Origin of the sequence: Sphingomonas sp. R86520 (genome assembly GCF_042466285.1) — a bacterium.
Lineage (GTDB): Bacteria > Pseudomonadota > Alphaproteobacteria > Sphingomonadales > Sphingomonadaceae > Sphingomonas.
In genome coordinates this window covers 780,820-804,065 of record NZ_JAXHBZ010000001.1, presented here as the reverse complement: position 1 = coordinate 804,065, position 23,246 = coordinate 780,820, and the positions used below count along the sequence as shown (strand labels likewise).

The window sequence follows — 23,246 nt, the reverse complement described above, 5'->3', positions numbered from 1 at the left end:
ACGGGGCTTGATGGCCGCCCCGCTACGCCTTCTGCAGATGCCGCCGCCCGAGGAGTTCGGCGATCTGCACCGCGTTCAGCGCCGCTCCCTTGCGGAGGTTGTCGCTGACGCACCACAGGTTGATGCCGTTCTCGACGGTCGGATCCTCGCGGACGCGGCTGATGTACGTCGCGAAGTCGCCGACGCACTCGATCGGGGTGATGTAGCCGCCGTCCTCGCGCTTATCGACCAGCATGATGCCGGGCGCCTCGCGAAGGATGTTCTGCGCCTCCTCGGCCGAGATCTCGTTCTCGAACTCGATGTTGATCGCTTCCGAATGGCCGACGAACACCGGCACGCGGACGCAGGTCGCGGTGACCTTGATCTTCTTGTCGAGGATCTTCTTGGTCTCGACGACCATCTTCCACTCTTCCTTGGTCGAGCCGTCGTCGAGGAAGCTGTCGATGTGCGGGATCACGTTGAACGCGATCTGCTTGGTGAACAGCTTGGGCTCCGCCGGATCGCCGACGAAGATGTTGCGGCTCTGCTCGAACAGCTCGTCCATGCCCGCCTTGCCCGCGCCGGACACCGACTGGTAGGTCGAGACGACCACACGCTTGATCACCGCCGCGTCGTGCAGCGGCTTGAGCGCGACCACCATCTGCGCGGTCGAGCAGTTCGGGTTGGCGATGATGTTGCGGACCTTGTAGCCGTCGATCGCCTCGGGGTTCACCTCGGGGACGATCAGCGGCACGTCGGGGTCCATGCGGTAGAGCGACGAATTGTCGATCACCACGCACCCAACGGCGGCAGCGATCGGCGCGTAGACCGCGGTGCCCTCGGAGCCGATTGCGAACAGCGCCATGTCCCAGCCGTTCCAGTCGAAATGCTCGATGTTCTGGCATTTGATCTGCTTGCCGGTGTCGCCGTAATCGACCATCAGCCCCTGGCTGCGCGACGATGCGACGCAGGCGATCTCGTCCGCCGGAAACTCGCGCTCCGCCAGGATATTGAGCATCTCGCGCCCGACATTGCCGGTCGCGCCCGCGACCACCACCCGATAACCCATGTCATAACTCCGATTGGACTTGGCGGCGCCCTAACGTCGTTGCGTCGCAAGGTCCAACGGCTTTCGACTTGTTGCGCGGATAGATGGGGTTTGGAGGAGAGGTTACCCCCTTCTCCTTGTTCTCCCGCGAAGGCGGGAGCCCAGGCTGGCCCCCCGCCTTCGCGGGGGAACATACTTCTAAGCGCCTTCTTTCTGTACCACCCCGGCGGAGGCCGGGGCCCAGTTGGACAGGTCGCCGTAACGGCGGACCGCGCTTGATCAGCGACGTTCCCCAAATGGACCCCGGCCTACGTCGGGGAGGTGCTCAGTTGTTGAGGTGAAAGCCGAGTTGGACCAGCGCTTACTTCTCCGGGACTGGTGACGGGACGAGCGCTGCTCCGGAAGCCGCCGGCTTGTCCTTCACCGTCCGGTCGAGGAAGTTGAGGATCGTACCCCAGACATGCTCGCTGATCCCCGGCCCCGACACGCGGTGCGTGTAGCCGGGGTAGAACATCATCTCGAACGGCGTCGCGGTCGCCTGCATACGCGCGGCGACCTTGGTCGAATTGTCGAGGAACACGTTGTCGTCCGCCATCCCGTGGATCAGCAGCAGCGGATCGACGATGCGATTAGCCTCCTCGACCGCCGCCGACGTCGAGTAGCTCGCAGGGTCCTTCGCCGGGTCGCCGAGATAGCGCTCGGTATAATGCGTGTCGTACAGCTGCCAATCGGTGACCGGCGCACCTGACACCGCCGCTGCGTACACGCCCGGCGTCTTCTCCAGCATCTTCAAGGACATATAGCCGCCATAGGACCAGCCATAGGTCGCGATCTTGCTCGGCTCGACGAACGGCAGCGACTTCAGATAGTTCGCCCCCGATAGCTGGTCCTCGACCTCGACCGTTCCCATCGCGTGATAGATCTGGTCCTCGAAGGCCTTGCCGCGGTTGTACGAACCGCGATTGTCGATCTTGAAATAGATCCAGCCGCGATCGACGAGATATTGCGGCAGTGCACCCTGCCAGCCGCGCGTGACCTGCTGGCCGGTGCCGGGGCCGCCGTAATGTTCGAAGAACACCGGGTATTTCTTGCCGGGCTCCAAGGGCGGCGTGATCATCTCATAGTGGAGCGTCATGCCGTTCTTCGCCTTCAACGTCCCGAACTTGGTTTCCTGATGGCTCGCGAGATACGGGTAGTAAGGATGCCCCTCGACCACCGCATTCTCGTTGATCCACGAGATCCGCTTGCCCGTCGCATCCGCCAGATACACCTGCGTCGGCTGCTTCGGGTTCGAGCGTGAGATGATAAAGCGGCTGGCCGCGGCATCCATCGTCGCGCTGTTCCACCAGCCGGCCTCGGTCAGCCTGGTGATCGCGTTCGGCTTCGCGACGTCGACCGAATAGAGCTGCTGCTCGAGCACGTCGTCCTTGTTGCCGAGGAAGAACAGGCGGCCCTTGGTTTCGTCCACGCCGACCAGATCGGTGACCACCCAGTCGCCCTTGGTAAGCTGCGTCCACTTGCCCGATGCGAAGCGGTAGAGCTGGCCGTACCCGCTCCGCTCCGAGCGCCAGATCAGGCTGCCGTCTTTCAGCACATGATACGAATCGGACAGGTTGAGCCAGCTCTTCACGCCCGATTTCTCGGTGAACAGCACGGTCGACTTGCCCGTCGCGGGATCGATGCGGAGCATTTCCAGCAGCTTCTGGTCGCGGCTCTGGCGCTGGACCAGCAGCATGCGGCCATCCGGCGTCCAGTCGACCCGCGCGAGATAGATGTCGGGGTTGGTCCCGAGATCGACCTTCACCTGCCCCGAACCATCGGGCTTCATGATATACAGGTCGACCAGCACGTTCGGCGTGCCCGCCGCCGGATAGCGCTGCTCGTACACCTTGGTCCCGGTCGCGCCGATCGACGCCCGTGTCGCGGTATGGACCGGTGCCTCGTCGAACCGCTCGACGGCGACATACTGCTCGTCGGGTGACCACCAGTATCCGGTGCGACGATCCATCTCCTCCTGCGCGACGAACTCCGCCTCGCCGAAATGAACGGTGCCGCCGCCGCCAGTTGTAACCGCGCGCGCGTCGCCACCGGTCAGCGGCTGGACGAACACGTTCTGGTCGCGGACGAACGAGACGAAGCCGCCCTTGGGGCTGACCACCGGATTCAGCTCGCCACCCGGCGTATTGGTCAGCCGCCGAACCTTGCCATCCAAGCTCGCCAGATACAGGTCGCCATCGAGCGGCACGAGGATCGACTTGCCGTCGGGTGCCCAGTCATAGGCCACGATCCCCTTCTGCCCGCCGATCCGCGCCCGTTCGCGCTGCATCTTCTCGGCTTCGGTCAGCTCCGCGCCGCTGCCGACCTTCTTCGAATCGACCAGCATCCGCGCCTGCCCGGTGGCGGTATCGACCGCCCACAGATCGAACCGCTCCTTCTCGTCGTCGCGATTGCGCAGCGACGTCAGCAGCGAGCCGTCGGGCGACAGGCGCACCGCGCGCGGCTGTTGTCCCGATAGATCCGGATTGCCGAATACCCGCGCCATCGTCAGATCGCCGGGCTTGGCAGCCTCAACCGGCTTTGCGGGTTCGGCTGGTCCACCAGCGGGTACGGCGGCGGGTACGGCAGCGGGCGTGACCTGATCAGCGGCCATCGCGGCGGTTCCGACCGAAGCAAGTGCAAGCCCGAGCAACCATGTGCGCATCCTGTAGACTCCGTGGGATCATGCCGCCGGACACGTCCCGGCGGCCCGTCAGTAACGATGGCGCGTTATCGCGATGGCTGGCGGCGGCGTAAAGGCCGCATCTGGCGTGAATTTCGCGTACCGGACCGGCGCGCGAACGAAAAATGAAGTCACTTTGCGATAATTAATGACGAATAAACCATGTCTTTACGCGCTTCGTATAGTGAAAAGGACGATAAGGATGTGCGGCCTGAGACTTGCCGCGACGCATTACGTCCGGGGCATGATGATTTCGAACGCGCAAACACTCGTCGGGCCGTCAAGCGCATGGGACGCGCTCGTTCGCCTGGGCGCGGCGGATGGCAGCGCGGTCCACCCGCATTTGCGGCGCCTGACCGCAGGTGGTGCGGGGCAGCGCAACCTGTCCGACGCGGTCCACGCGTTGTGCTCGGTCCACGGTCATCACCCAGGGATGATCGCTGACGTCCGCGCGCGCGGTGTCCAGCCCGATGCGACCGAGTGGCTCGGCGATGCAGCGGCCGGGTTTGCCGGCGAACGGGGCTATCTGGCACAACTCACCGCCGCCGTGGGTCCCCTGCCCTCGACACCGGGCCAAGCCGTAAGCGAGTCGGCGCTGGTCGCGGAACGCCATGCGCTGGAGATGCTGGCGCGGTCGGAGCGGACCGGATGCGCGACCGGTGCCGCCGCCGCCCTGGTCCTCGACTGGACGGCAATCCGCCGCGTCCTCGACGTCGCGGCCGAACGGTTTGGTCTTGCCGTACCGCCCTCGACCTTTCCACCCGAATCCGAGACCGCCGCCGCGATTGCCGTGCTCGCAGCGTCACCCGGTTGCGAACGCGCGATCCTGTTCGGGGCGCAGCAGCTGTTCGCCCAGCACCGCGGCCTCTGGTCGCTGCTGGAAGCGCGCGCAAGTGCCCGCGGAGATCTGTGACCGCTTGCGCAAGTCAGCGCATTCCCTCTATCCATACCCGGTATTCAGAACCGGACGGGACATCGCATGAAGCGCTTCGAGGGCACCCAGAGCTACGTCGCGACCGACGATCTGAAGGTCGCGGTCAACGCCGCCGTCACGCTGCGCCGCCCGCTGCTGATCAAGGGTGAACCCGGCACCGGCAAGACCGTCCTCGCCTACGAGATCGCCAAGGCGCTCGGTGCGCCGCTGATCGAATGGAACATCAAGTCGACCACCAAGGCGCAGCAGGGCCTGTACGAATATGACGCAGTCGCGCGCCTGCGCGACGGCCAGCTCGGCGACGCACGCGTCCACGACATCGGCAACTATATCCGCAAGGGCAAATTGTGGGAGGCGTTCACCCAGCCCGCCCCGCCCGTCCTGCTGATCGACGAAATCGACAAGGCCGACATCGAGTTCCCGAACGACCTGTTGCAGGAACTCGATCGGATGGAATTCCACGTCTACGAGACCAAGGAAACGGTGCGCGCGGTCGAGCGCCCGATCGTCATCATCACCAGCAACAACGAGAAGGAACTGCCCGACGCGTTCCTGCGCCGCTGTTTCTTCCACTACATCAAATTCCCCGATCGCCAGACCATGCAGGCGATCGTCGACGTCCACTTCCCCGGCATCCAGAAGATCCTCGTCACCAAGGCGATGGACCTGTTCTACGACGTCCGCGACGTCCCCGGCCTGAAGAAGAAGCCCTCCACCAGCGAGTTGCTCGACTGGCTGAAGCTGCTCCTCCACGAGGACATGCCGCTGGACGTGCTGCAGAACCGCGATCCGACCAAGGCGATCCCGCCGCTGCACGGCGCGCTGCTGAAGAACGAACAGGACGTCATGCTGTTCGAACGCCTCGCGTTCATGGCGAAGCGGCAGAAGAACCAGGGGTAAGGGCAACCTTAACGCCGGCGGCCTTACGATAGGGCGATGCACGACCGTCCAGCCCTGCCGAACCTGCGCACGAATTCGGTGTTGGCGGCGATCGTCGTCATGGCCTTGGCACTCCGGGTGCTCAGCGCCGGTGGCGGACTATGGGTCGACGAGGCCTGGTCGGCCGAGATGTTGCGTCATGTGCGATCGCCGCTCGATATCGTGCTGGCGATCAACCACGACAATAATCACCATTTGAACGGCCTGTGGATGTGGCTTGTCGGCTATGGCGCGCCCCCGCTGGCGTTGCGCGCCTTCTCGATCGCGACGGGAACCGCGACCGTCGTCGTCGCGGCTGCGATCGGGTCACGGCACAGCGTCCGGCATGGGATCGTCGCGGCATCGCTGTTCGCGGTGTCGCCGATCATGGTCAACTATGGATCGGAAGCCCGCGGCTACATGCCGATGCTGCTCGCCTTGATGACGATGATCTGGCTCGTGGCACGCTGGCTTGCGGAAGGGGACGGGACACCGGGGCCCAGATGGCGGCTCGCCATATTGGCGGCGCTTGGCCTGTTTTCGCAACTGACGATGGTATTCGGACTGGGCGCGATCGCGATCTGGGCGACCTTCGTCCTGGAACGCCGCAAACCGACGGACAGCGCCGGAAAACGCGCCATCCGCCTTCTCCTGCCGACGATCGCCGTCGCCGTCGCGGTGTTTGGCGTCGTCCTCGGTGCAGCGGCCACCAGTCCGACCGGGCTGCAGGTCGGCGACTATGTCGGCTTCTCGGCCGCATCGCTGTGGAACGCCCTTGCAGTCATGGTGGCCGCGAGCATCGGCGCATTGACGTCGCCTCCGTGGTTCGTTCTCACCGTGATGATCGGCATTCTGGCATGTCTCGCGTGCGTTTTGCGAAGGCGCGACACGATCGGTGTCCTGTATCTTGCGACAATTGTCGGTCTGCCCGTCGCGCTCGCACTGCTGCGGGTCGGCAACACCGGCATCCCGCGATATTTCCTGCTGTCGTCGGTCGGCATCCTTCTCCTGCTCGCCGGCCTGTTGGCGGATGGACTCGGCAAGCGTGGTGCCACCCGCGCCGCAAGTGCCGCTCTCCTGGCGATCATCGTGATCGCGTGCATCCGGGACGATCTGTCGCAGGCAGCGAAGCGCCGCGGTGACACCGGCGCGGCGATCGCGACGATGGCAGCACTCCGTCCGAACGGTGCCACCGTGCTCGTCGAGCATGTCCGCCCCGTCGCGACGCTGCGAGTCGGAGCGGCGGAGCGAGGATATCGTCTCCGCATCGTCCAGGATTGCCCGGCGCCGGACTTTCTCAACGTCGACTTGCCGGACGGACGCGCGGCCCCGCGATCGACGATACGTTGCGCCGTCCGCTATCGCCTGCTCGTGCTTCGTCGGCGAGGCGTCTTGTCCGGCGTCGACTGGGCGCTGTACGGCCGCGCCGACTTGCCCGAAAAATACGTCGGGACCCCGGGTTAACCATAGGCTGCAACCGACCGGTCATCCGGCAGCCGCTATCCGATAATCATGAAGCGAATTCCTCAAACGCTCCTCACGCTCGCAATCGCCGCCGCAGCGGCGGCCAGCGCCAACGCCAGCTCGTTGCTAGACTATGTCGGTCAGTGCGTCCCGTTCGCCCGCGCCGCGTCCGGAATCCAGATCTACGGCAACGCCTGGACCTGGTGGGAGCAGGCCGACGGCAAGTACGAACGCACGCACAAGCCCAAGGAAGGCGCGGTGATCGTCTTCGAAAAGACCAAGCGGCTGCCGATGGGCCATGTCGCGGTGGTCAGCCGCGTGGTCGAGAAGCGCGTCGTCATGCTTACCCACGCCAACTGGTCGCGGCAGAACGGCGAACGCGGTCACGCCGAGCAGGACGTGACGCTGTTCGACGTCTCGCCGGGCAACGACTGGAGCGACGTGAAGGTCTGGTACAAGGACGTCGACGGCCTCGGTGGCGGGATCTACCCGGTCTACGGATTCATCTACGGCCACGCGCACGCTGCGCCCGAGCTCACCAGCCGCAACCCCGATTACGTCGGCGCATTGATCGATGCGTATGTCCCCGTCAGTGGAGAACCCATCGCACGGTGACTCTGCGTCCCTACCTGGAAAGGAGGGGAGCGGAGAAGGTCGGCGGACTTCAGATTCTAACCATTGCCGCCACCCGCGAAACCGTGCCACCACCGTCGCGGCAAAGACGGTGGGAATGACGATGCGGCTCAAGACTCTGACGACGATCACGCTGGCATTGCTCGCGACTGCCGCGCCCGCGATCGTCGGTGCGCAAAAGGAAAAATCACCGCCCCCCGGCGGCGACATCCCCGCCAAGTTCGTACCCGCCAATGCCAGCTTCGATTTCGACCGTCGCGAAGTCGACATCCCGATGCGCGACGGCGTGACGCTCCACGCCGTGATCCTCCAGCGCAAGGGCCTTACCGACGCCCCGATCCTGCTCCAGCGCACCCCGTACAATGCCGAGAGCAGCGCGAGCCGGTTTTCCAGCCCCAGCGGCGCACTGAACGTTCGCGCCTCCGACGCGATGTTCTTCGACGCCGGCTATATCCGCGTGTTCGAGGACGTCCGCGGCAAGAACGGCTCGAACGGCGCGTACATCAACGAACGCCCGCTGATCGGCCCGCTCAACAAGACGAAAGTCGATCACTCCACCGACGCCTACGACACGATCGACTGGCTCGTGAAGAACCTGAAGAACAGCAACGGCCGGGTCGGCATCATCGGTGGCAGCTATGACGGCATGATGGCGGCGATGGCGCTGGTGAACCCGCATCCCGCGCTGAAGGCCGCCGTCCCGATGAACCCGGTGATTAACACCTGGAAGGGCGACGACGACTTCCACGGCGGCGCGTTCCGCCAGATCGGCTATGATTACTACTACACGCAGGACGCGGCGAAGGGCGAGGCCGGCGACCTCTGGCGCGACGCGTATGACGATTACGACACCTTCCTTCGCGCCGGGTCCGCCAGCGCGTTCGTGAAAAGCCGCGGGCTCGAGCAGCTCCCGTTCGTCAACCGCCTCCACGATCACCCGACCTACGACGCGTTCTGGCAGGGGCAGGCGCTCGAGACGATCCTGCCCAAGCAACCGCAAACCGTGCAGACGCTCTGGGTCGCCAGCCAATGGGATCAGGAGGACATCTACGGCGCGGTCGCGGCGTATGAGGCGGTGTCGAAGGTCGATCCGAACCACGTCAACCACCTCGCGCTCGGCCCCTGGGCGCATGGCGGCGCGAACGGTGACGGCTCGACGCTCGGCGCGATCCGTTTCGATGCCGACACCGCGCTCTGGTTCCGCAAGAACGTCTTGCTCCCATTCCTCGACGGCGCGCTGAAGACCGGCGCGACGCCGCCCGCGCTCGCGCCCGTCACCGCGTTCCAGACCGGTACGAACCAGTGGCAGACGCTGGCGGGCTGGCCGAACTCGACCGCCACGCAGAAGCTCTATTTTCAGCCCGCCAACGGCCTCGGCGCCACCGCCCCCGCGCAGGACGGCCACGACGACTATATCTCCGACCCTGCCAAGCCGATCCCCTACCGCCTCCGCCCGATCCGCCCGACCTACGCGACCGGCTCGACGTGGCGGCAATGGCTCGTCGACGATCAGCGCCCGTTCTCCGATCGCACCGACGTGCTGACCTACCAGACACCGCCGCTGGCCAGCCCGGTCGCGATCGCCGGCGCGCCCGTCGCGGACCTGATCGCCAGCACCACCGGCACCGACGGCGATTTCGTGGTGAAGCTGATCGACGTCTACCCGGCGGAGTATTCCGACAAGCCCGAGATGGGCGGCTACCAGCTCGCCGTGTCGATGGACATTCTCCGCGGCCGCTACCGAGATAGCTTCGAGAAGCCGACCCCGATCGTCGCCGGGCAGCCCACGCATTTCCGCGTCGTCCTGCCCAACGCCAACCACGTCTTCCTCCCCGGCCACCGCATCATGGTGCAGGTCCAGTCGAGCTGGTTCCCGCTCTACGACCGCAACCCGCAGACCTACGTCCCCAACATCTTCGACGCGACGCCCGCCGACTACCGGAAGGCCACGATCAGCGTCTTCCACTCGGCCGCGCAGCCCAGCGCGATCGAACTGCCGATCGCTGCGGCGAAGTGACGGAGTGACCTCATGTTCCTGAACTTCCTCGACGAGCTCCGCAGCGCCGGCATCCCCGCCAGCCTCAAGGAGCACCTCATCCTGCTCGAGGCGCTCGATGCCGAGGTGATCGAGCGGACGCCCGAGGATTTCTACTACCTCTCCCGCGCGGTGTACGTGAAGGACGAGGGACTGCTCGACAAGTTCGACCAGGTCTTCGCCAAGGTCTTCCGCGGCCTCGCCACCAGCTACGGCACCGTCCCCGGCGAAGTCCCCGAAGACTGGCTCAAGGCAGTCGCCGAGAAGTTCCTGACCCCCGAGGAGATGGCGGCGATCAAGTCGCTAGGGTCGTGGGACGAGATCATGGAGACGCTCAAGAAACGTCTCGAGGAGCAGAAGGAACGCCATCAGGGCGGCAGCAAATGGGTCGGCACCGGCGGTACGAGCCCGTATGGCAACGGCGGCTACAACCCCGAAGGCGTCCGCATCGGCGGCGAAAGCACGCACAAGCGCGCGCTGAAAGTCTGGGACCAGCGCGAGTTCCGCAACCTCGACAACACCAAGGAACTCGGCACCCGCAACATCAAGGTGGCACTCCGCCGCCTGCGCCGCTTCGCACGTGACGGCGCCGCCGACGAACTCGACATCGACGGCACGATCGCCGGCACCGCGCGCCAGGGCTATCTCGACATCGTCATGCGCGCCGAGCGCCGCAATGCGGTGAAACTGCTGCTGTTCCTCGACGTCGGCGGCTCGATGGACCCGTTCGTCAAGCTCTGCGAGGAGCTGTTCTCGGCCGCGACCACCGAGTTCAAGAACCTCGAATTCTTCTACTTCCACAATTGCCCGTACGAAGGCGTGTGGAAGGACAACACGCGGCGGTTCGCGGAGCGCACGCCGATGTGGGACCTGCTCCACAAATACGGCCATGACTACAAGCTGATCTTCGTCGGCGACGCGTCGATGAGCCCGTACGAGATCACCCACCCCGGCGGCTCGGTCGAGCATTTCAACGAGGAGCCGGGCGCGGTGTGGATGCAGCGGCTGACGAATACCTATCCGGCGGCGGCGTGGCTCAACCCGGTGCCCGAGGCGCAATGGGGCTATTCGCAGTCGGTGCGGATCATCCGCGAACTGATGACCGACCGGATGTACCCGCTGAGCCTCGCGGGGCTCGACGACGCGATGCGCGAGCTGACGCGGAAACGATGAGTTTGGCGCGGTAGTTGGCTGACCGTAACGGAACCGTCACGGACGCGGTCGGTTTACCGGGTATCATTCCCTTCCCAAAGGAACGCCCGATGTCGTCGATCCCCAACTCCGCCATGCCGCACGCCAAGGTCCATCACGACGACGACCACAAGCCAAAGGCTGAGGCGAAGAAGACTGCCACGACCAGCGATTGGGTCGAGGACGCGACCGATGCCGCAAAGGCTGGCCTCGCGACGGCGACGGATGCGGTGAAGTCGCACCCGAAGACGGCGATCGCGGTTGGCGCGACCGTCATCGCGGGGATTGCTGCTGCGTTCGCGGCGCCTGCGCTACTGGCTAAGGACACGTCGGAGAAGAAGGCCCCAGTGAAGAAGCCCGAGACGAAGAAGCCGGCAAAGGCAAAGAAGCCGCACTGATACAAAGCTGCCGCCCCCACGCTCTCTACCACCCCGGCGAAGGCCGGGGCCCAATTGGGGGACGTCGCTAACTGAGCGCGCGCTTAGTTACTGCAACTTTTCCAATTGGGCCCCGGCCTCCGCCGGGGTGGTAGAAGGTGCCGGGGTAGTAGAGGGTTAGGTGCGGTTACCGCGAAGCGCGTGCGAGTAACACGCACCCGCCCCCCGCCTCTATGTTCTCCCGCGAAGGCGGGAGCCCAGACTGGGCTCCCGCCTTCGCGGGCGAACAAGCGTTTAGACGTTGGCCGGCAAACTAAACCCGGTCGACAAATCCGCCAGCCATCGCCACCGGCACGCCCGTAGTCCCCGGAAAGCTGATCGCCATGCCCTTCAGCGTCCGCACCGCCATATACGCGAACCCCTCGGCTTCCAGCGCGTCGCCGTTCCATCCGAGCACGTCTGTAGGCTCCACCACCAACCCGGTCCGCGCGGCGATCATCGCCAGCATCGTCGGATTACACCGACCACCCCCCGCAACCAGCAACCGAACCGGCCGAGCCGGCAAATGTCGCAAAGCCTCAGCCACCGTAGCGGCCGTAAACGCCGTCAAAGTCGCGGCCCCATCAGCAGCGGACAACCCCCGCGCCGGCTGGATCGTGAAATCATTCCGATCGAGCGACTTCGGCGGAGGTGCATCGAAAAACGGATGATCGAGCATCGCCGTCAGCACCGTCTCGTCCACCCGCCCGGACGCCGCCAACGCCCCCCCGGCATCATACCGGGCGCCAGTTTCCGCCTCGACCCAGCTATCGATCAATCCGTTCGCCGGCCCGGTATCGAACGCCACCAGCCCGTCGCGATCGGTCATCTGAGCCCGCTCCGGCGACATCTCGCGCGAATCATGCATGTCGAGCCCACCGGGAATGAAGGTGATGTTCCCGACCCCGCCGAGGTTCAGCACCGCGACCGGCCCCTCGAGCCCCGCCGCCAACGCCGCATGATACACCGGCAGCAATGGCGCGCCCTGCCCGCCCGCGGCCACATCCGCCGACCGAAAATCCGACACCGTCGTAATCCCGGTAGCGCGCGCGACCGCCGCCCCATCGCCGATCTGCCAGGTCCAGCGCCGATCCGGCCGATGCGCGATCGTCTGCCCGTGAAAGCCGATCACATCGACCTCCGCCGCCGCGACGCCCGCATCCGCCAGCAGCTTGTGCACCGCAAACACGTGCGCGCGCGTGATCAGCTCGCCCGCGGCGACCACCGGCGGGCTAGCCCGCGGCTTGTCGAACGTCAGCGCCATCCGCGTGGCTTCCGCGAGCTGCGCCCGCGCCGCATCCGAATAGGGCTCACCGCGAAACGCGATCGGCCGAACGAACGCCTCGCCATCGGTCTCGATCAACGCGGCATCGATCCCGTCGAGCGACGTTCCCGACATCAGTCCAATGGCCAGCATTCCGGTTCCTTCCCGCGCAATCTTCCCACTCATGCCGGATGCAATTTCGCCCGCCTAGAAAAAACCGAACTTTGCGCCTATGTGCGCGGGCTTCATGGCAACAACACTCCCCTCCCCGCCGAAGATCGGCATGGTCTCGCTCGGCTGTCCGAAGAACCTCGTCGACAGCGAGCGGATTCTCACCCAGCTGCGCGGCGACGGCTACCAGATGTCGCCCGACTACGCCGGCGCCGACATCGTCTTGGTCAACACCTGCGGCTTCCTCGACTCCGCCAAGGAGGAAAGCCTCGAGGCGATTGGCGAGGCGATCGCCGAGAACGGCCGTGTCATCGTCACCGGCTGCATGGGCAAGGAAGCCGATGCGATCCGCGCACGCTTCCCCCAAGTCCTCGCGATCACCGGCGCGCACGAATACGAGCAGGTCGTCGGCGCAGTCCATGAGGCCGCGCCGATGCCGCCGTCCGCGTTCCTCAACCTGATCCCCGACGCCGGCCTGAAGCTGACCCCGCGCCATTACAGCTATCTGAAGATCTCGGAGGGCTGCAACCACCGCTGCTCGTTCTGCATCATTCCGTCGTTGCGCGGCGATCTCGTCAGCCGCCGCCCCGACGCGATCCTGCGCGAGGCGGAGAAGCTCGTCGAAGCCGGCACCAAGGAACTGCTGGTCATCAGCCAGGATACGTCGGCGTATGGCGTGGACCTGCGCCACGCCAGCTGGCCAGTGAAGGCCGGCGGCCCGATGGCGCGCGGCGAGGCTCGCGAGGTCCGTGCGCACATGACCGATCTCTCGCGCGAACTCGGCAAGATCGCGCCGTGGGTTCGCCTCCACTACGTCTACCCGTATCCGCACGTCGACCATGTCATCCCGTTGATGGCGGAGGGCCTTGTGCTGCCGTATCTCGACATCCCGTTCCAGCACGCCGCGCCGTCGGTGCTGCGTCGGATGAAGCGCCCCGGCAACGACGCGAAAGTGCTCCAGCGCATCCACAACTGGCGCACCATCGCGCCCGACATCACGATTCGCTCGACCTTCGTGGTCGGCTTCCCCGGTGAGACCGAGGAGGATTTCCAGTATCTGCTCGATTGGCTCGACGAGGCGCAGCTCGACCGCGTCGGCGCGTTCCGATTCGAGCCAGTCGAGGGAGCCGCGGCGAACCTGCTCCCCGACCATGTGCCCGAAGAGCTGAAGGAAGAGCGCTACGCCCGCATCATGGAAAAGACCGCGGCCATCTCCGCGGCCAAGCTCCAGGCGAAAATCGGTCGCACGCTCGACGTGATCATCGATGCGGTCGACGAAGAAGGCGCAACCGGCCGTTCGAAGGCGGATGCGCCCGAGATCGACGGCGAAGTCTTCCTCCGCGACGCCGGTCACCTGACGGTCGGCGACATCGTCCCGGTCACGATCGAGGACGCCGACGATCACGACCTCTACGGTGTGCCCGTCTAATTAGCTGTTCCCCCGCGAAAGCGGGGGTCCAGGAATCTCGAACGATACCGTTGGTGATCCTGGACTCCCGCGTCCGCGGGAGAACGGCTAAGTTCGCGAGTCCGTCAGACGACGTTGCGGCCGGTGAACAGCTTCACCAGAACGACGATCACTGCGATCACGAGCAGGATGTGGATCAGCCCGCCTGCGACGTGGAAGGCGAAGCCCGCCAGCCAGAGGATCAGCAGGATGACGGCGATAGTATACAGCATGGTTGTGTCCCCTAAGACGTAAAAAAGGCTCCCGGCCGCTCAGTGAAACGTCCTTGTAACACAGCCTGTTCCGTCGCCATTTCTGCCACGGCGTAACCCGTTCAGTCCCCGCGATATTAATATCACGGCGTTGCGCCTGTCCGCCGCTTCTGCTTCGATACGGCAATGATCCTCCGCCTCCTCGCCGTCGCCGCGCTTCTGCCGGTCCCCGCCTTCGCGCAATCGCTCACCTCCGCCGAAGCCGCGCAGATCGACACCCTTGTTAGCGGTGCACTCGGCGACACCGGCGTCCCGTCCGCCTCGATCGCGGTAGTGCGTGGCGGCCGGATCGTGTTCGCCAAGGCGTACGGCAAACCGTCCGAGGCGATCGCCGTCGCCGACCCCAAGCTCCCGTACCAGATCGCCTCGATCTCCAAGCAGTTCACCGCCGCCGCGATCCTGCTGCTCGAGGACGAAGGCAAGCTCAGCCTCGACGACACCGTCGCGAAATACATCCCCGGCATCACCGGCGGCGACCGCATCACGATCCGCCAGTTGCTAAGCCACACCTCCGGCCTGCAGGACTATTGGCCGCAGGACTACAGCTTCGCGGCGATGGCCAAGCCCGTCTCGCCGCAAGGGATCGTCGATCGCTGGGCGAAGAAGCCGCTCGATTTCCAGCCGGGTACCCAGTGGCAATATTCCAACACGGGCTATGTCGTCGCCGGACTCATCGTGGAGAAGGTCGCGCACCAGCCGCTGCTCGCCTTCCTCCAGCAACGCATCTTCACGCCGCTCGACATCCGCGCGCTCGATCAGGACAAGGCGATCGGCAAGGCGTTCCCGCAAGGCTATGGTCGGTTCGCACTGGGTCCGGTCCGCCCGGAGACACCGAGCGCGGACGGCTGGCTCTACGCCGCCGGCGAACTGTCGATGAGCGCCGAGGATCTCGCCAAATGGGACGTCGCGCGCCTCAACCGCACCACGCTTCCCGCCGACGACTGGGCCGCACAGGAAACGCCGGTGAAACTCGCCGATGGATCGAGCAACGGCTACGGCCTCGGCGTCTTCACCGGCAGCGCGAGCGGCCGCCGCTATGTCGAGCACAGCGGCGAAGCGGTCGGCTTCCTGTCCGAGAACATCGTCTATCCCGACGACAAGGCCGCTATCGTCGTCCTGACCAACAGCTGGTTCAGCGACGCAGTCGGCCGGATCTCTGCCGGCGTCGCCAAGATCGTCCTGCCCGCCGCACCTGCCAGCGCCGAAGACACCGCCGCGCTTGCCGGGGCCCGTACCATCTACGACCAGCTCCGCACGGGTACGCTCGACCGCAAGCGGCTGACCGAAGACGCGAACTTTTACTTCAAGCCGGTCGCGCTCGCCGACTACAAGACCAGCCTCGGCGTACTCGGCGAACCGACCGCGTTCGTACAAACCGGCAAGACCCGCTTGCGCGGCGGCTTCGTCAACCGCACCTACCGCATCACCTATCCCGACCGCGCGCTCTCGCTCAGCACCTATGCCGAGCCGGGATCGAACGGTCGGTACGAACAACTCCTGGTGGCGCCCGCTTCATGACCGATTTCGCATCGATGCTCGTACCCGACCGGGGCCAGCCCGCGCGGACGATCCACGTCGTCCACCCCGACGCGTATGAAGGGTGGCTCGCCACCCGGTCACAGCGCGTTCGCACCACGATTGCCGCGCACCGGCTGGCCGGAAAGCCCGGCGACCGCGCCATCCTGCCGGGCGAGACCGCAGACGACTGGTCGATGCTGCTGGTCTGCAACGAGGCGTCGACGTCACCCTGGCGGATCGCCTCGCTCGGCGCGTCGCTTCCCGAAGGAACGTACCGCCTTGCAGAGGGCCCGGTCGGTGCGGCCGGGCTGGGCTGGATGCTCGCCCAGCATCAGTTCACGCTCTACGTGAAGCCCGACGCGGTCGGCGCTCGCGTTCTACTCACCACCGATGCCGCGCATATCGACGAGTTCGTCCAGCTGGCGCAGGCCACGGCGATGGTCCGCGATCTCGTCAACACCGGCGCGTCGGACATGGGGCCCGCCGATCTCGAAGCCGCCGCGGAAGCGCTCGCCAAGCGTCATGGCGGCACCGTTACGACCGTTCGGGGCGACGCGCTCGCAACCGGTTACCCGATGATCCATGCGGTCGGGCAAGCGGCCGGCAAGGACCGCGCGCCCCGGCTGATCGAACTCGAATGGGGCGATCCCTCGCATCCCCGGATCGCGGTGGTCGGCAAGGGCGTGACCTTCGACACCGGCGGCCTCGACATCAAGCCGTCCGCCGGCATGCGGCTGATGAAGAAGGACATGGGTGGCGCCGCGCACGCTCTCGCGCTGGCAAGCCTCGTGATGGCGGCCAAGCTGCCGGTCCGCCTCCATCTGCTGATCCCCGCGGTCGAGAATTCGATCGCCGGCAACGCCTTCCGCCCCGGCGATGTCCTCGCGACCCGCAAAGGCCTGACGGTCGAGAACACCAACACCGACGCGGAAGGTCGCCTCGTGCTCGGTGACGCGCTGACCAAGGCGGGCGAGAGCAGTCCGGAACTGATCCTCGACTTTGCGACGCTGACCGGCGCAGCCCGCGTCGCGCTCGGCCCGGACCTGCCGCCGCTGTTCACCGACGACGAATCGCTCGCCGACGATCTGCTCGCAGCCGGCATCGCACAATCCGACCCGATGTGGCGACTGCCGCTCTGGGACGGTTATGACGACATGCTGAAGTCGGATATCGCCGACATGGTCAATGCGCCCGATGGCGGGTTTGCCGGCGCCGTCACCGCCGCGCTGTTCCTCCGCCGGTTCGTGCCCGAGAACACGGCCTGGGCCCATCTCGACGTATTCGCGTGGCGTCCGTCGGCCAAACCGGGACGGCCAAAGGGCGGCGAGGCCTACGCCCTGCGCGCCGCCTTCGCGGTGCTGAAAACGAGATACCCGCTTAGTTAGCCCGTTCCCCGGCGGAGTCCGGGGTCTGGAATTGCGGACGCTAGCCCGTGAGACCGTCGCCCCCTACCTCCGCAGGGGAACACGCTGCTGTTTTGTACAGCGGCGAAGACCGGCTTACCCTGCCGCGAATTGCCCGAACGGCAGCAGCTTGTCAGCCAGCGCCTTCGTCGCATCCGCATCGCCCGCACGCAGCGGCACGAGCACCGCCGACGCCGCCTTCCGCACGAAGCCATCGATCGCGGTCGGGGTCGGTGCCTTGCTGGCCATCTCGAGCAATGCGCGTCCCCGTGCATCGTTCGGATCGATCTCCAGTCGCAACAGCCCGGCCAACCCGGAGAACATCGCGCGATTGCCGCCGAGCGCCACCGACTTGTCGAGCGCCTCGAACCCGGTGGCCTTTTGCGCACCCGCCACCGCACGCCCGACGAACCGGCCAAGCTTCGCGATCACGCCGATATGCCAAGCCCCCAGTGCCGCCTGCGCCTCCGCGTTGCGCGGATAGCGCGTCACCAGCGCCTCATATTGCTTGCGGGCCGCGATCGCTTCGCTCCGGTTGCCGAGCAATTTCGCGCGGTACCCGTTCGCCATCGCCTGCATGATCGCCGCCTCCTGATCGTTCGGTGACCGGCTCAGCGCCTGCCCCGCGACCGTCGCGGCCTTGTTGATCCGGGCCAGCGCAACGCCTCGGTCCCGGTCGACGAACCCGGCCTGGGTCAACAGCTCGCGCGGCGTTTCCGCCCGTGCGGGAACGGACGACATCGTCGCACACACCGCAATCGTGGCGCCTAGGCAACCGGGAAGCCACTTGGTCATCGAAACCTCACACGTTTGCGGCGCCATGCCAAATCACGACCCATCGGCGAATCGCCTCATTATCTATAAGACTGCCGCGTTTATCGATACTTAACGACCAGAAACCGAGCATGGGACTCAAAGCCCGGCAGCCGCCTCGATGATCGGCACGAACTTGTCCGCGGTCAAACTCGCGCCGCCGACCAGCGCACCGTCCACATTCGCAGTCGACAGGATCGCTCCGGCGTTCGCACCTGTCACCGATCCGCCGTACAGGATCCGCACACCCGCAGCCGCATCACCGATCAGCATCCGCAATTTTGCCCGCGCGATCGCGTGGATCGCGGCGATCTCGTCCAGCGTCGGCGTCCGCCCCGTGCCGATCGCCCAGCGCGGCTCGTAGGCGAGCGTGAACCAGCTGCCGTCCGCATTGTCCGGTACCGATTTCTCGATCTGCGCCTGCACCACGCGTTCGGCCCGGTCGGCATCCCGTTCCGCCTCGGTTTCGCCGCAGCACAGGATGACCTGCAGCCCCTGCCGCCGTGCCGCCGCCGCCTTTGCCCAGGCATCGTGGCTCGTCTCGTGCTGGTCGGCGCGACGCTCGGAATGGCCGACGATCGTGAAGCGCGCGCCGACCTCCTTGACCATCGCCGCCGACACGCAGCCGGTATGCGCGCCGCTATCCGCCTCGTGCACGTCCTCCGCGCCGATCGCGAGCGCCGGCACGCGTTCCGACGCCGCAGCGATCAGCGTGAAGGGTACCGCGACCGCCACGTCGACGCCCGGTGCAGCACGCGCCGCCGCGGAGATCGGGTCCAGCTCGGCCAGTGCCGCGAGCGACCCGTTCATCTTCCAATTTCCTGCCACGAGCTTGCGCCGCATCATCGTCTCCCGATTATTTTGCGTAGCGATAGCGCCGCACCCGCCCCGCACAACCCCGAACGGCCGGCGGCCCGCGTTAAGCAGGACGACGAGATGCCCGACTTGAAGAGGGCGCCCCCGCACCGTAAAGCAGCCCCGTTCTATTCCTGTCGATCGGCCGTCCATGCTCGCTTTCTTTCGCCGCCTTACCCATTCGAAGGTCGGCGTGGTCATCACGTTCGTCGTTCTCGGCGTGATCGCGCTTGCCTTTGCGGCAGGCGATATCACCGGTCTCAGTTCGATGACCGGCGGTGCCGGGATCACCGGCGGTGACGTCGCGAAGGTCGGCAAGGCCGAGGTCACCGTCAACGAGCTCAAGACTCAGGCGCAGACCCAGCTCGAAGGCTTCCGCCAGGAGCAGCCGACGCTCGACATGGCGAGCTTCGTCAACCAGGGCGGCCTGGACGGCACGCTCGACCGCATCATCTCGAGCATGGCACTCGAACAGTTCGGCCGTTCGCAAGGCATGGTCGTCAGCAAGCGCGCTGTGGACGGGCAGATCGCCAGCATCCCCGCCTTGCAGGGCCCGACCGGCAAGTTCGACGAAAATCTCTACCACCAGGTGCTCGCCCAGCGGAAGCTGACCGACGCGCAGATCCGCAGCGACATCCTGCGCGATACGATGGCGCAGCAGTTGACCCTGCCGTCGAACGGCGCGACTCAGGTGGCGAACCAGCTTGCGCTTCCCTACGCATCGCTGCTGCTGGAAAAGCGCACCGGCACGATCGGCTTCATTCCGGCAGCGGTCGTCGCCGCCGGCCCCGCGCCGAGCGATGCGGACCTCGCCACCTTCTACAAGCGCAACGCGGCACGCTACACCGTCCCCGAACGCCGCATCATCCGCTACGCGATCGTCACGCCCGCGCAGGTCAAGACGCAGGCCGTCCCGACCGACGCCGAGATCGCCAAGAGCTATCAGCAGGATCGGGCACGCTACGCCCCGACCGAGAGGCGCACGATCACCCAGGTCGTGGTCGCCGATCAGGCGGGTGCGACAGCGCTCGCGACCAAGGTCAAGGCCGGCACCAGCCTTGCCGACGCGGCACGCGCCGCCGGCCTCGAAGCGTCGACCCAGACCGGTGTCGAGAAGGCCGCATATGCTGGCACGGCCTCGTCGCAAGTCGCCGACGCCGTCTTTGCCGCAGCCAGCGGCACGGTGATCGGCCCGATCCGCACGCAGCTTGGCTGGACCGTCGCCAAGATCGACAAGGTCGAGACCGTCGCCGGTCGCTCGCTCGATCAGGTTCGTAGCGAGATTGCCGCCGCGCTCGGTACCCAGAAAGCCACGCAGGCCTTGTCCGCGATCCACGACAAGATCGATGATTCGCTGTCGGGCAACGCGACCTTCGACGAAGTGATCGCCGACCAGAAGCTCCAGCCGGTCACGACGCCCGCACTCATCGCGAGCGGCGCGAACCCTGACGATGCCGCGAGCAAGCCCGATCCGGCGATCGCACCACTGGTTGCCGCCGCGTTCCAGGCCGCCGAGGGCGATGGCCCGCAGCTCGTCCAGCTCGGCACCGATGGCGGGTTCGCCGTCGTCGCGCTGGGCCGTGTGGTCCGTGCGACGCCGCGCCCGCTTGCGCAGATCCGCGCTGCCGTGCTGCACGACGTCGCCGCCGATCGCGCGCGCCAGGCCGCACGCCGGGTTGCGGGCGAAGTGCTCGCGCGGATCAACAAGGGCATGCCGATCCAGCAGTCGCTCGCACAGACCAAGCTGCCGATCCCGGCCGCCCGCCCGCTGACCGCGTCGCGCGCGCAGATCGCCGCCGACCCGCGCGGGGCACCGCCTGCGCTCGCGCTGATGTTCAGCATGGCGCCCAACACCGCGAAGACGCTGGCCGCGCCCAATGACAGCGGCTGGTTCATCATCAAGCTCGACAGCATCGCGCCCGGCAACGCCGTCGGCAACCAGGCTGCGATCCGCGGCGCTCGTGGCACCATCGCGCGCTCGGTCGGCCGCGAATATGTCGAGCAGTTCGCCAAGGCGGTTCGTGCCGATGTCGGCGTGAAGACCAACGCACCCGCGATCGCCCGCGTCCGCGCCGACCTGCTCGGCCAGGGCGGCACCGGGAACTGATCGTAGCATGAGCGCACGCGCAGCCTTGGCCGAGGGGCGCCCTGCGCTCGTCTGGCGTCGTCAGGTCGCCGACACCGAAACGCCGGTCGCCGCCGCGCTGAAGCTCATCGAGCCGGGGCGCGGCGACTTCCTGCTCGAATCGGTCGAGGGCGGATCGACCCGCGGCCGCCACAGCCTGATCGGCCTCGCGCCCGACCTGCTGTTTCGCGCGCACGGCCATGCGGCGGAGATCAATCGTCATTGGGCGACCGACCGCGACGCGTTCGAGCCTTGTACGGCGCAGACGCTCGACGCACTGCGCACGCTCGTCGCCGAATGCCGTGCGGACGTTCCCGCCGAGCTGCCCCGCGCGCTTGCCTGCCTCGTCGGCTATTTCGGCTACGAGACGATTGGTCTCGTCGAAGACCTGCCGCAACCGGCGGTCGATCCGCTTGGTCTGCCCGACATGATCTTCGTGCGACCGACCGTCGTGCTGGTGTTCGATCGCCTGACCGACGCGCTCCATCTGGTCGCGCCCGCGTGGCCCGATCCGTCACGCGATCCCGATGCGATCGTTGCCGAAGCCGAAGAGCGTCTCGACGCGGTCGCGGCCAAGCTTGCCAGCACGCCCGTCCCCGCACCGATCCGTGCCGACGTCGCCGAACCCGCGTACACCCCCGCGCTGCCCGACGGCCGCTACGGCGAGATGGTTGCCGCTGCGAAAGACTATATCCTCGCCGGCGACATCTTCCAGGTCGTCCTCGCCCAGCGGTTCAGCACGCCGTTCGCGCTGCCGCCGTTCGAACTCTACCGCTCACTACGCCGGATCAACCCCTCGCCGTTCCTCTACCATCTCGATCTGCCCGGCTTCGCGCTGATCGGGTCGAGCCCGGAAATCCTGGTCCGTGTCCGCGACGAGGAAGTGACGATCCGCCCGATCGCCGGCACGCGGCCGCGCGGCAAGACCGCCGCCGAGGACGAGGCGAACCGGATCGGCCTGCTCGCCGATCCCAAGGAGCGCGCCGAACATCTGATGCTGCTCGATCTGGGCCGCAACGACGTCGGCCGCGCGGCGTCCCCGGGATCGGTGCGCGTGACCGCAAGCTACGGCGTCGAGTTCTACAGCCACGTCATGCACATTGTCTCGAACGTCGTCGGTACGCTGTCCCCGGACAAGGACGCGCTCGACGCACTGTTCGCAGGGTTCCCGGCCGGCACCGTCAGCGGAGCGCCCAAGGTTCGCGCCTGCCAGATCATCGCCGAACTCGAGCCGGAACGACGCGGCGCGTACGCCGGCGGGGTCGGCTATTTCTCGCCGGACGGTTCGATGGACTCGTGCATCGTGCTCAGGACGGCGGTCGTGAAGGACGGCACGATCCACGTTCAGGCGGGAGCCGGCATCGTCGCCGACAGCATCCCGGAATACGAACAGCGCGAGTGCGAGGCGAAAGCCGGTGCCATCCTCGCCGCCGCGCGCGAAGCGGTCAGCCGGGCAGCAGCACCCGGCTTCGGTCAGTAATCCGTCGCCGATAAGCCTGGGTCCCCGCCTAACCGGGGACCCAGGCTGGGCTCCCGCGTTCGTGAGAGCCGAGCGTCTTACGGCGTGGTCGTGGTCTCGCTCGACGAGGCGCGGCGCTCGGCCGCATAGGCCTGGTTCCGCTGCAAGAAGCAGCCCGACTGGCCGCCTGTGCCGACTGCCGAACACGTATCCGGCAGGCCGCCTGCGACGCGCCCGACCTGATCCATCGTCGCCGCGCGGTTCACCCAGCTCTGGTTCTGCGCGGCGATCGGCTTCTCGTCACGCAGCGATTTTGGAATGCGATACGGCTGGTCGAGCGTCGAGCACACGACGATCTCGGTACCGCTCGATTTCGGGCACGTCTGGTCGCCGGTCAGCGTGACGCTGCGGATCCGCTGCGGTGGCTTGTCGACCTGCGCGTCCTGGGCCGAAGCCATGGCGGGTAGCGCGATCAGCGCGGCGAGGACGACAGTACGAAACATCGGTTAAGCTCCTTCGGACTAACAACGTCCGGCCTGCGGCATTGCTCCGTCCTGAACGGTCCACGGCGTAGGCGAGATC

General features: G+C 66.3%; 19 protein-coding genes. 12 read left to right on the top strand and 7 right to left on the bottom strand.

What is annotated here, in order from left to right:
• Positions 1–22: 22 nt before the first annotated feature.
• A complete protein-coding gene (locus SJY41_RS03935; protein WP_380779238.1) occupies positions 23–1,048 on the bottom strand; it encodes an aspartate-semialdehyde dehydrogenase in 1,026 nt (341 codons plus the stop codon).
• Between the two features lie 340 nt (positions 1,049–1,388).
• Positions 1,389–3,677, bottom strand: a complete 2,289-nt coding sequence (locus SJY41_RS03930) for a DPP IV N-terminal domain-containing protein (protein WP_380784049.1) — start codon at positions 3,675–3,677, stop codon at positions 1,389–1,391.
• A gap of 271 nt (positions 3,678–3,948) precedes the next feature.
• Here SJY41_RS03930 and SJY41_RS03925 point away from each other — a divergent pair, with 271 nt between their 5' ends.
• The 7 genes from SJY41_RS03925 (at position 3,949) to SJY41_RS03895 (ending at position 11,319) form a co-directional block, all read left to right on the top strand.
• Positions 3,949–4,659: a DUF6975 family protein gene (locus SJY41_RS03925; protein WP_380779236.1), complete on the top strand. Its 711-nt coding sequence runs from the start codon at positions 3,949–3,951 to the stop codon at positions 4,657–4,659.
• A 66-nt stretch (positions 4,660–4,725) separates the two neighbouring features.
• Entirely contained in the window at positions 4,726–5,580 is an 855-nt protein-coding gene (locus SJY41_RS03920) for an AAA family ATPase (RefSeq protein ID WP_380779234.1), read from the top strand.
• 36 nt (positions 5,581–5,616) lie between these two features.
• Positions 5,617–7,062, top strand: a complete 1,446-nt coding sequence (locus SJY41_RS03915) for a hypothetical protein (RefSeq protein ID WP_380779232.1) — start codon at positions 5,617–5,619, stop codon at positions 7,060–7,062.
• A 48-nt stretch (positions 7,063–7,110) separates the two neighbouring features.
• Complete coding sequence (locus SJY41_RS03910; protein WP_380779229.1) at positions 7,111–7,677, top strand: CHAP domain-containing protein; 567 nt, start codon at positions 7,111–7,113, stop codon at positions 7,675–7,677.
• Positions 7,678–7,798: 121 nt separating this feature from the next.
• Positions 7,799–9,712, top strand: coding sequence for a CocE/NonD family hydrolase (locus tag SJY41_RS03905; protein ID WP_380779227.1), 1,914 nt, complete (start codon positions 7,799–7,801; stop codon positions 9,710–9,712).
• A 12-nt stretch (positions 9,713–9,724) separates the two neighbouring features.
• Entirely contained in the window at positions 9,725–10,903 is a 1,179-nt protein-coding gene (locus SJY41_RS03900; RefSeq protein ID WP_120300105.1) for a VWA domain-containing protein, read from the top strand.
• A gap of 89 nt (positions 10,904–10,992) precedes the next feature.
• Positions 10,993–11,319, top strand: coding sequence for a hypothetical protein (locus SJY41_RS03895; RefSeq protein WP_380779225.1), 327 nt, complete (start codon positions 10,993–10,995; stop codon positions 11,317–11,319).
• A gap of 292 nt (positions 11,320–11,611) precedes the next feature.
• Here SJY41_RS03895 and SJY41_RS03890 read toward each other — a convergent pair whose 3' ends face one another.
• The gene (locus SJY41_RS03890; RefSeq protein WP_380779223.1) at positions 11,612–12,754 is read right to left on the bottom strand and encodes an anhydro-N-acetylmuramic acid kinase; all 1,143 of its coding nucleotides are present in this window, start codon (positions 12,752–12,754) and stop codon (positions 11,612–11,614) included.
• A gap of 94 nt (positions 12,755–12,848) precedes the next feature.
• Here SJY41_RS03890 and rimO point away from each other — a divergent pair, with 94 nt between their 5' ends.
• Positions 12,849–14,201 carry a 30S ribosomal protein S12 methylthiotransferase RimO gene (gene rimO, locus SJY41_RS03885; RefSeq protein ID WP_380779221.1) on the top strand — a complete coding sequence of 451 codons (1,353 nt, stop codon included), beginning with the start codon at positions 12,849–12,851 and terminating at the stop codon, positions 14,199–14,201.
• A gap of 104 nt (positions 14,202–14,305) precedes the next feature.
• On the opposite strand, the gene SJY41_RS03880 is transcribed toward rimO, so the two are convergent.
• A complete protein-coding gene (locus tag SJY41_RS03880; RefSeq protein WP_107954842.1) occupies positions 14,306–14,452 on the bottom strand; it encodes a lmo0937 family membrane protein in 147 nt (48 codons plus the stop codon).
• 165 nt (positions 14,453–14,617) lie between these two features.
• Between SJY41_RS03880 and SJY41_RS03875 the strand changes: the two genes are divergently transcribed.
• Together SJY41_RS03875 and SJY41_RS03870 are read left to right on the top strand one after the other, a co-directional pair.
• On the top strand, positions 14,618–16,009 hold the full coding sequence (locus SJY41_RS03875) for a serine hydrolase domain-containing protein (RefSeq protein ID WP_380779219.1): 1,392 nt from the start codon (positions 14,618–14,620) through the stop codon (positions 16,007–16,009).
• Complete coding sequence (locus SJY41_RS03870; RefSeq protein ID WP_380779217.1) at positions 16,006–17,394, top strand: leucyl aminopeptidase family protein; 1,389 nt, start codon at positions 16,006–16,008, stop codon at positions 17,392–17,394. The genes SJY41_RS03875 and SJY41_RS03870 overlap by 4 nt, the downstream gene beginning before the upstream one ends.
• A 114-nt stretch (positions 17,395–17,508) precedes the next feature.
• Here the strand turns inward: SJY41_RS03870 and SJY41_RS03865 are convergent, their stop codons facing one another.
• Both SJY41_RS03865 and tpiA read right to left on the bottom strand, forming a co-directional pair.
• Positions 17,509–18,207 (bottom strand): hypothetical protein, encoded by a 699-nt coding sequence (locus SJY41_RS03865; protein WP_380779216.1) that lies wholly within the window; start codon positions 18,205–18,207, stop codon positions 17,509–17,511.
• A gap of 117 nt (positions 18,208–18,324) precedes the next feature.
• Complete coding sequence (gene tpiA / locus SJY41_RS03860) at positions 18,325–19,071, bottom strand: triose-phosphate isomerase (protein ID WP_380779214.1); 747 nt, start codon at positions 19,069–19,071, stop codon at positions 18,325–18,327.
• Positions 19,072–19,231: 160 nt separating this feature from the next.
• Between tpiA and SJY41_RS03855 the strand changes: the two genes are divergently transcribed.
• Together SJY41_RS03855 and trpE are read left to right on the top strand one after the other, a co-directional pair.
• Positions 19,232–21,187: a SurA N-terminal domain-containing protein gene (locus tag SJY41_RS03855; protein WP_380779211.1), complete on the top strand. Its 1,956-nt coding sequence runs from the start codon at positions 19,232–19,234 to the stop codon at positions 21,185–21,187.
• Positions 21,188–21,194: 7 nt separating this feature from the next.
• Entirely contained in the window at positions 21,195–22,685 is a 1,491-nt protein-coding gene (gene trpE, locus SJY41_RS03850; protein WP_380779209.1) for an anthranilate synthase component I, read from the top strand.
• 77 nt (positions 22,686–22,762) lie between these two features.
• Here trpE and SJY41_RS03845 read toward each other — a convergent pair whose 3' ends face one another.
• A complete protein-coding gene (locus tag SJY41_RS03845; protein WP_380779207.1) occupies positions 22,763–23,167 on the bottom strand; it encodes a hypothetical protein in 405 nt (134 codons plus the stop codon).
• Positions 23,168–23,246: the final 79 nt, after the last annotated feature.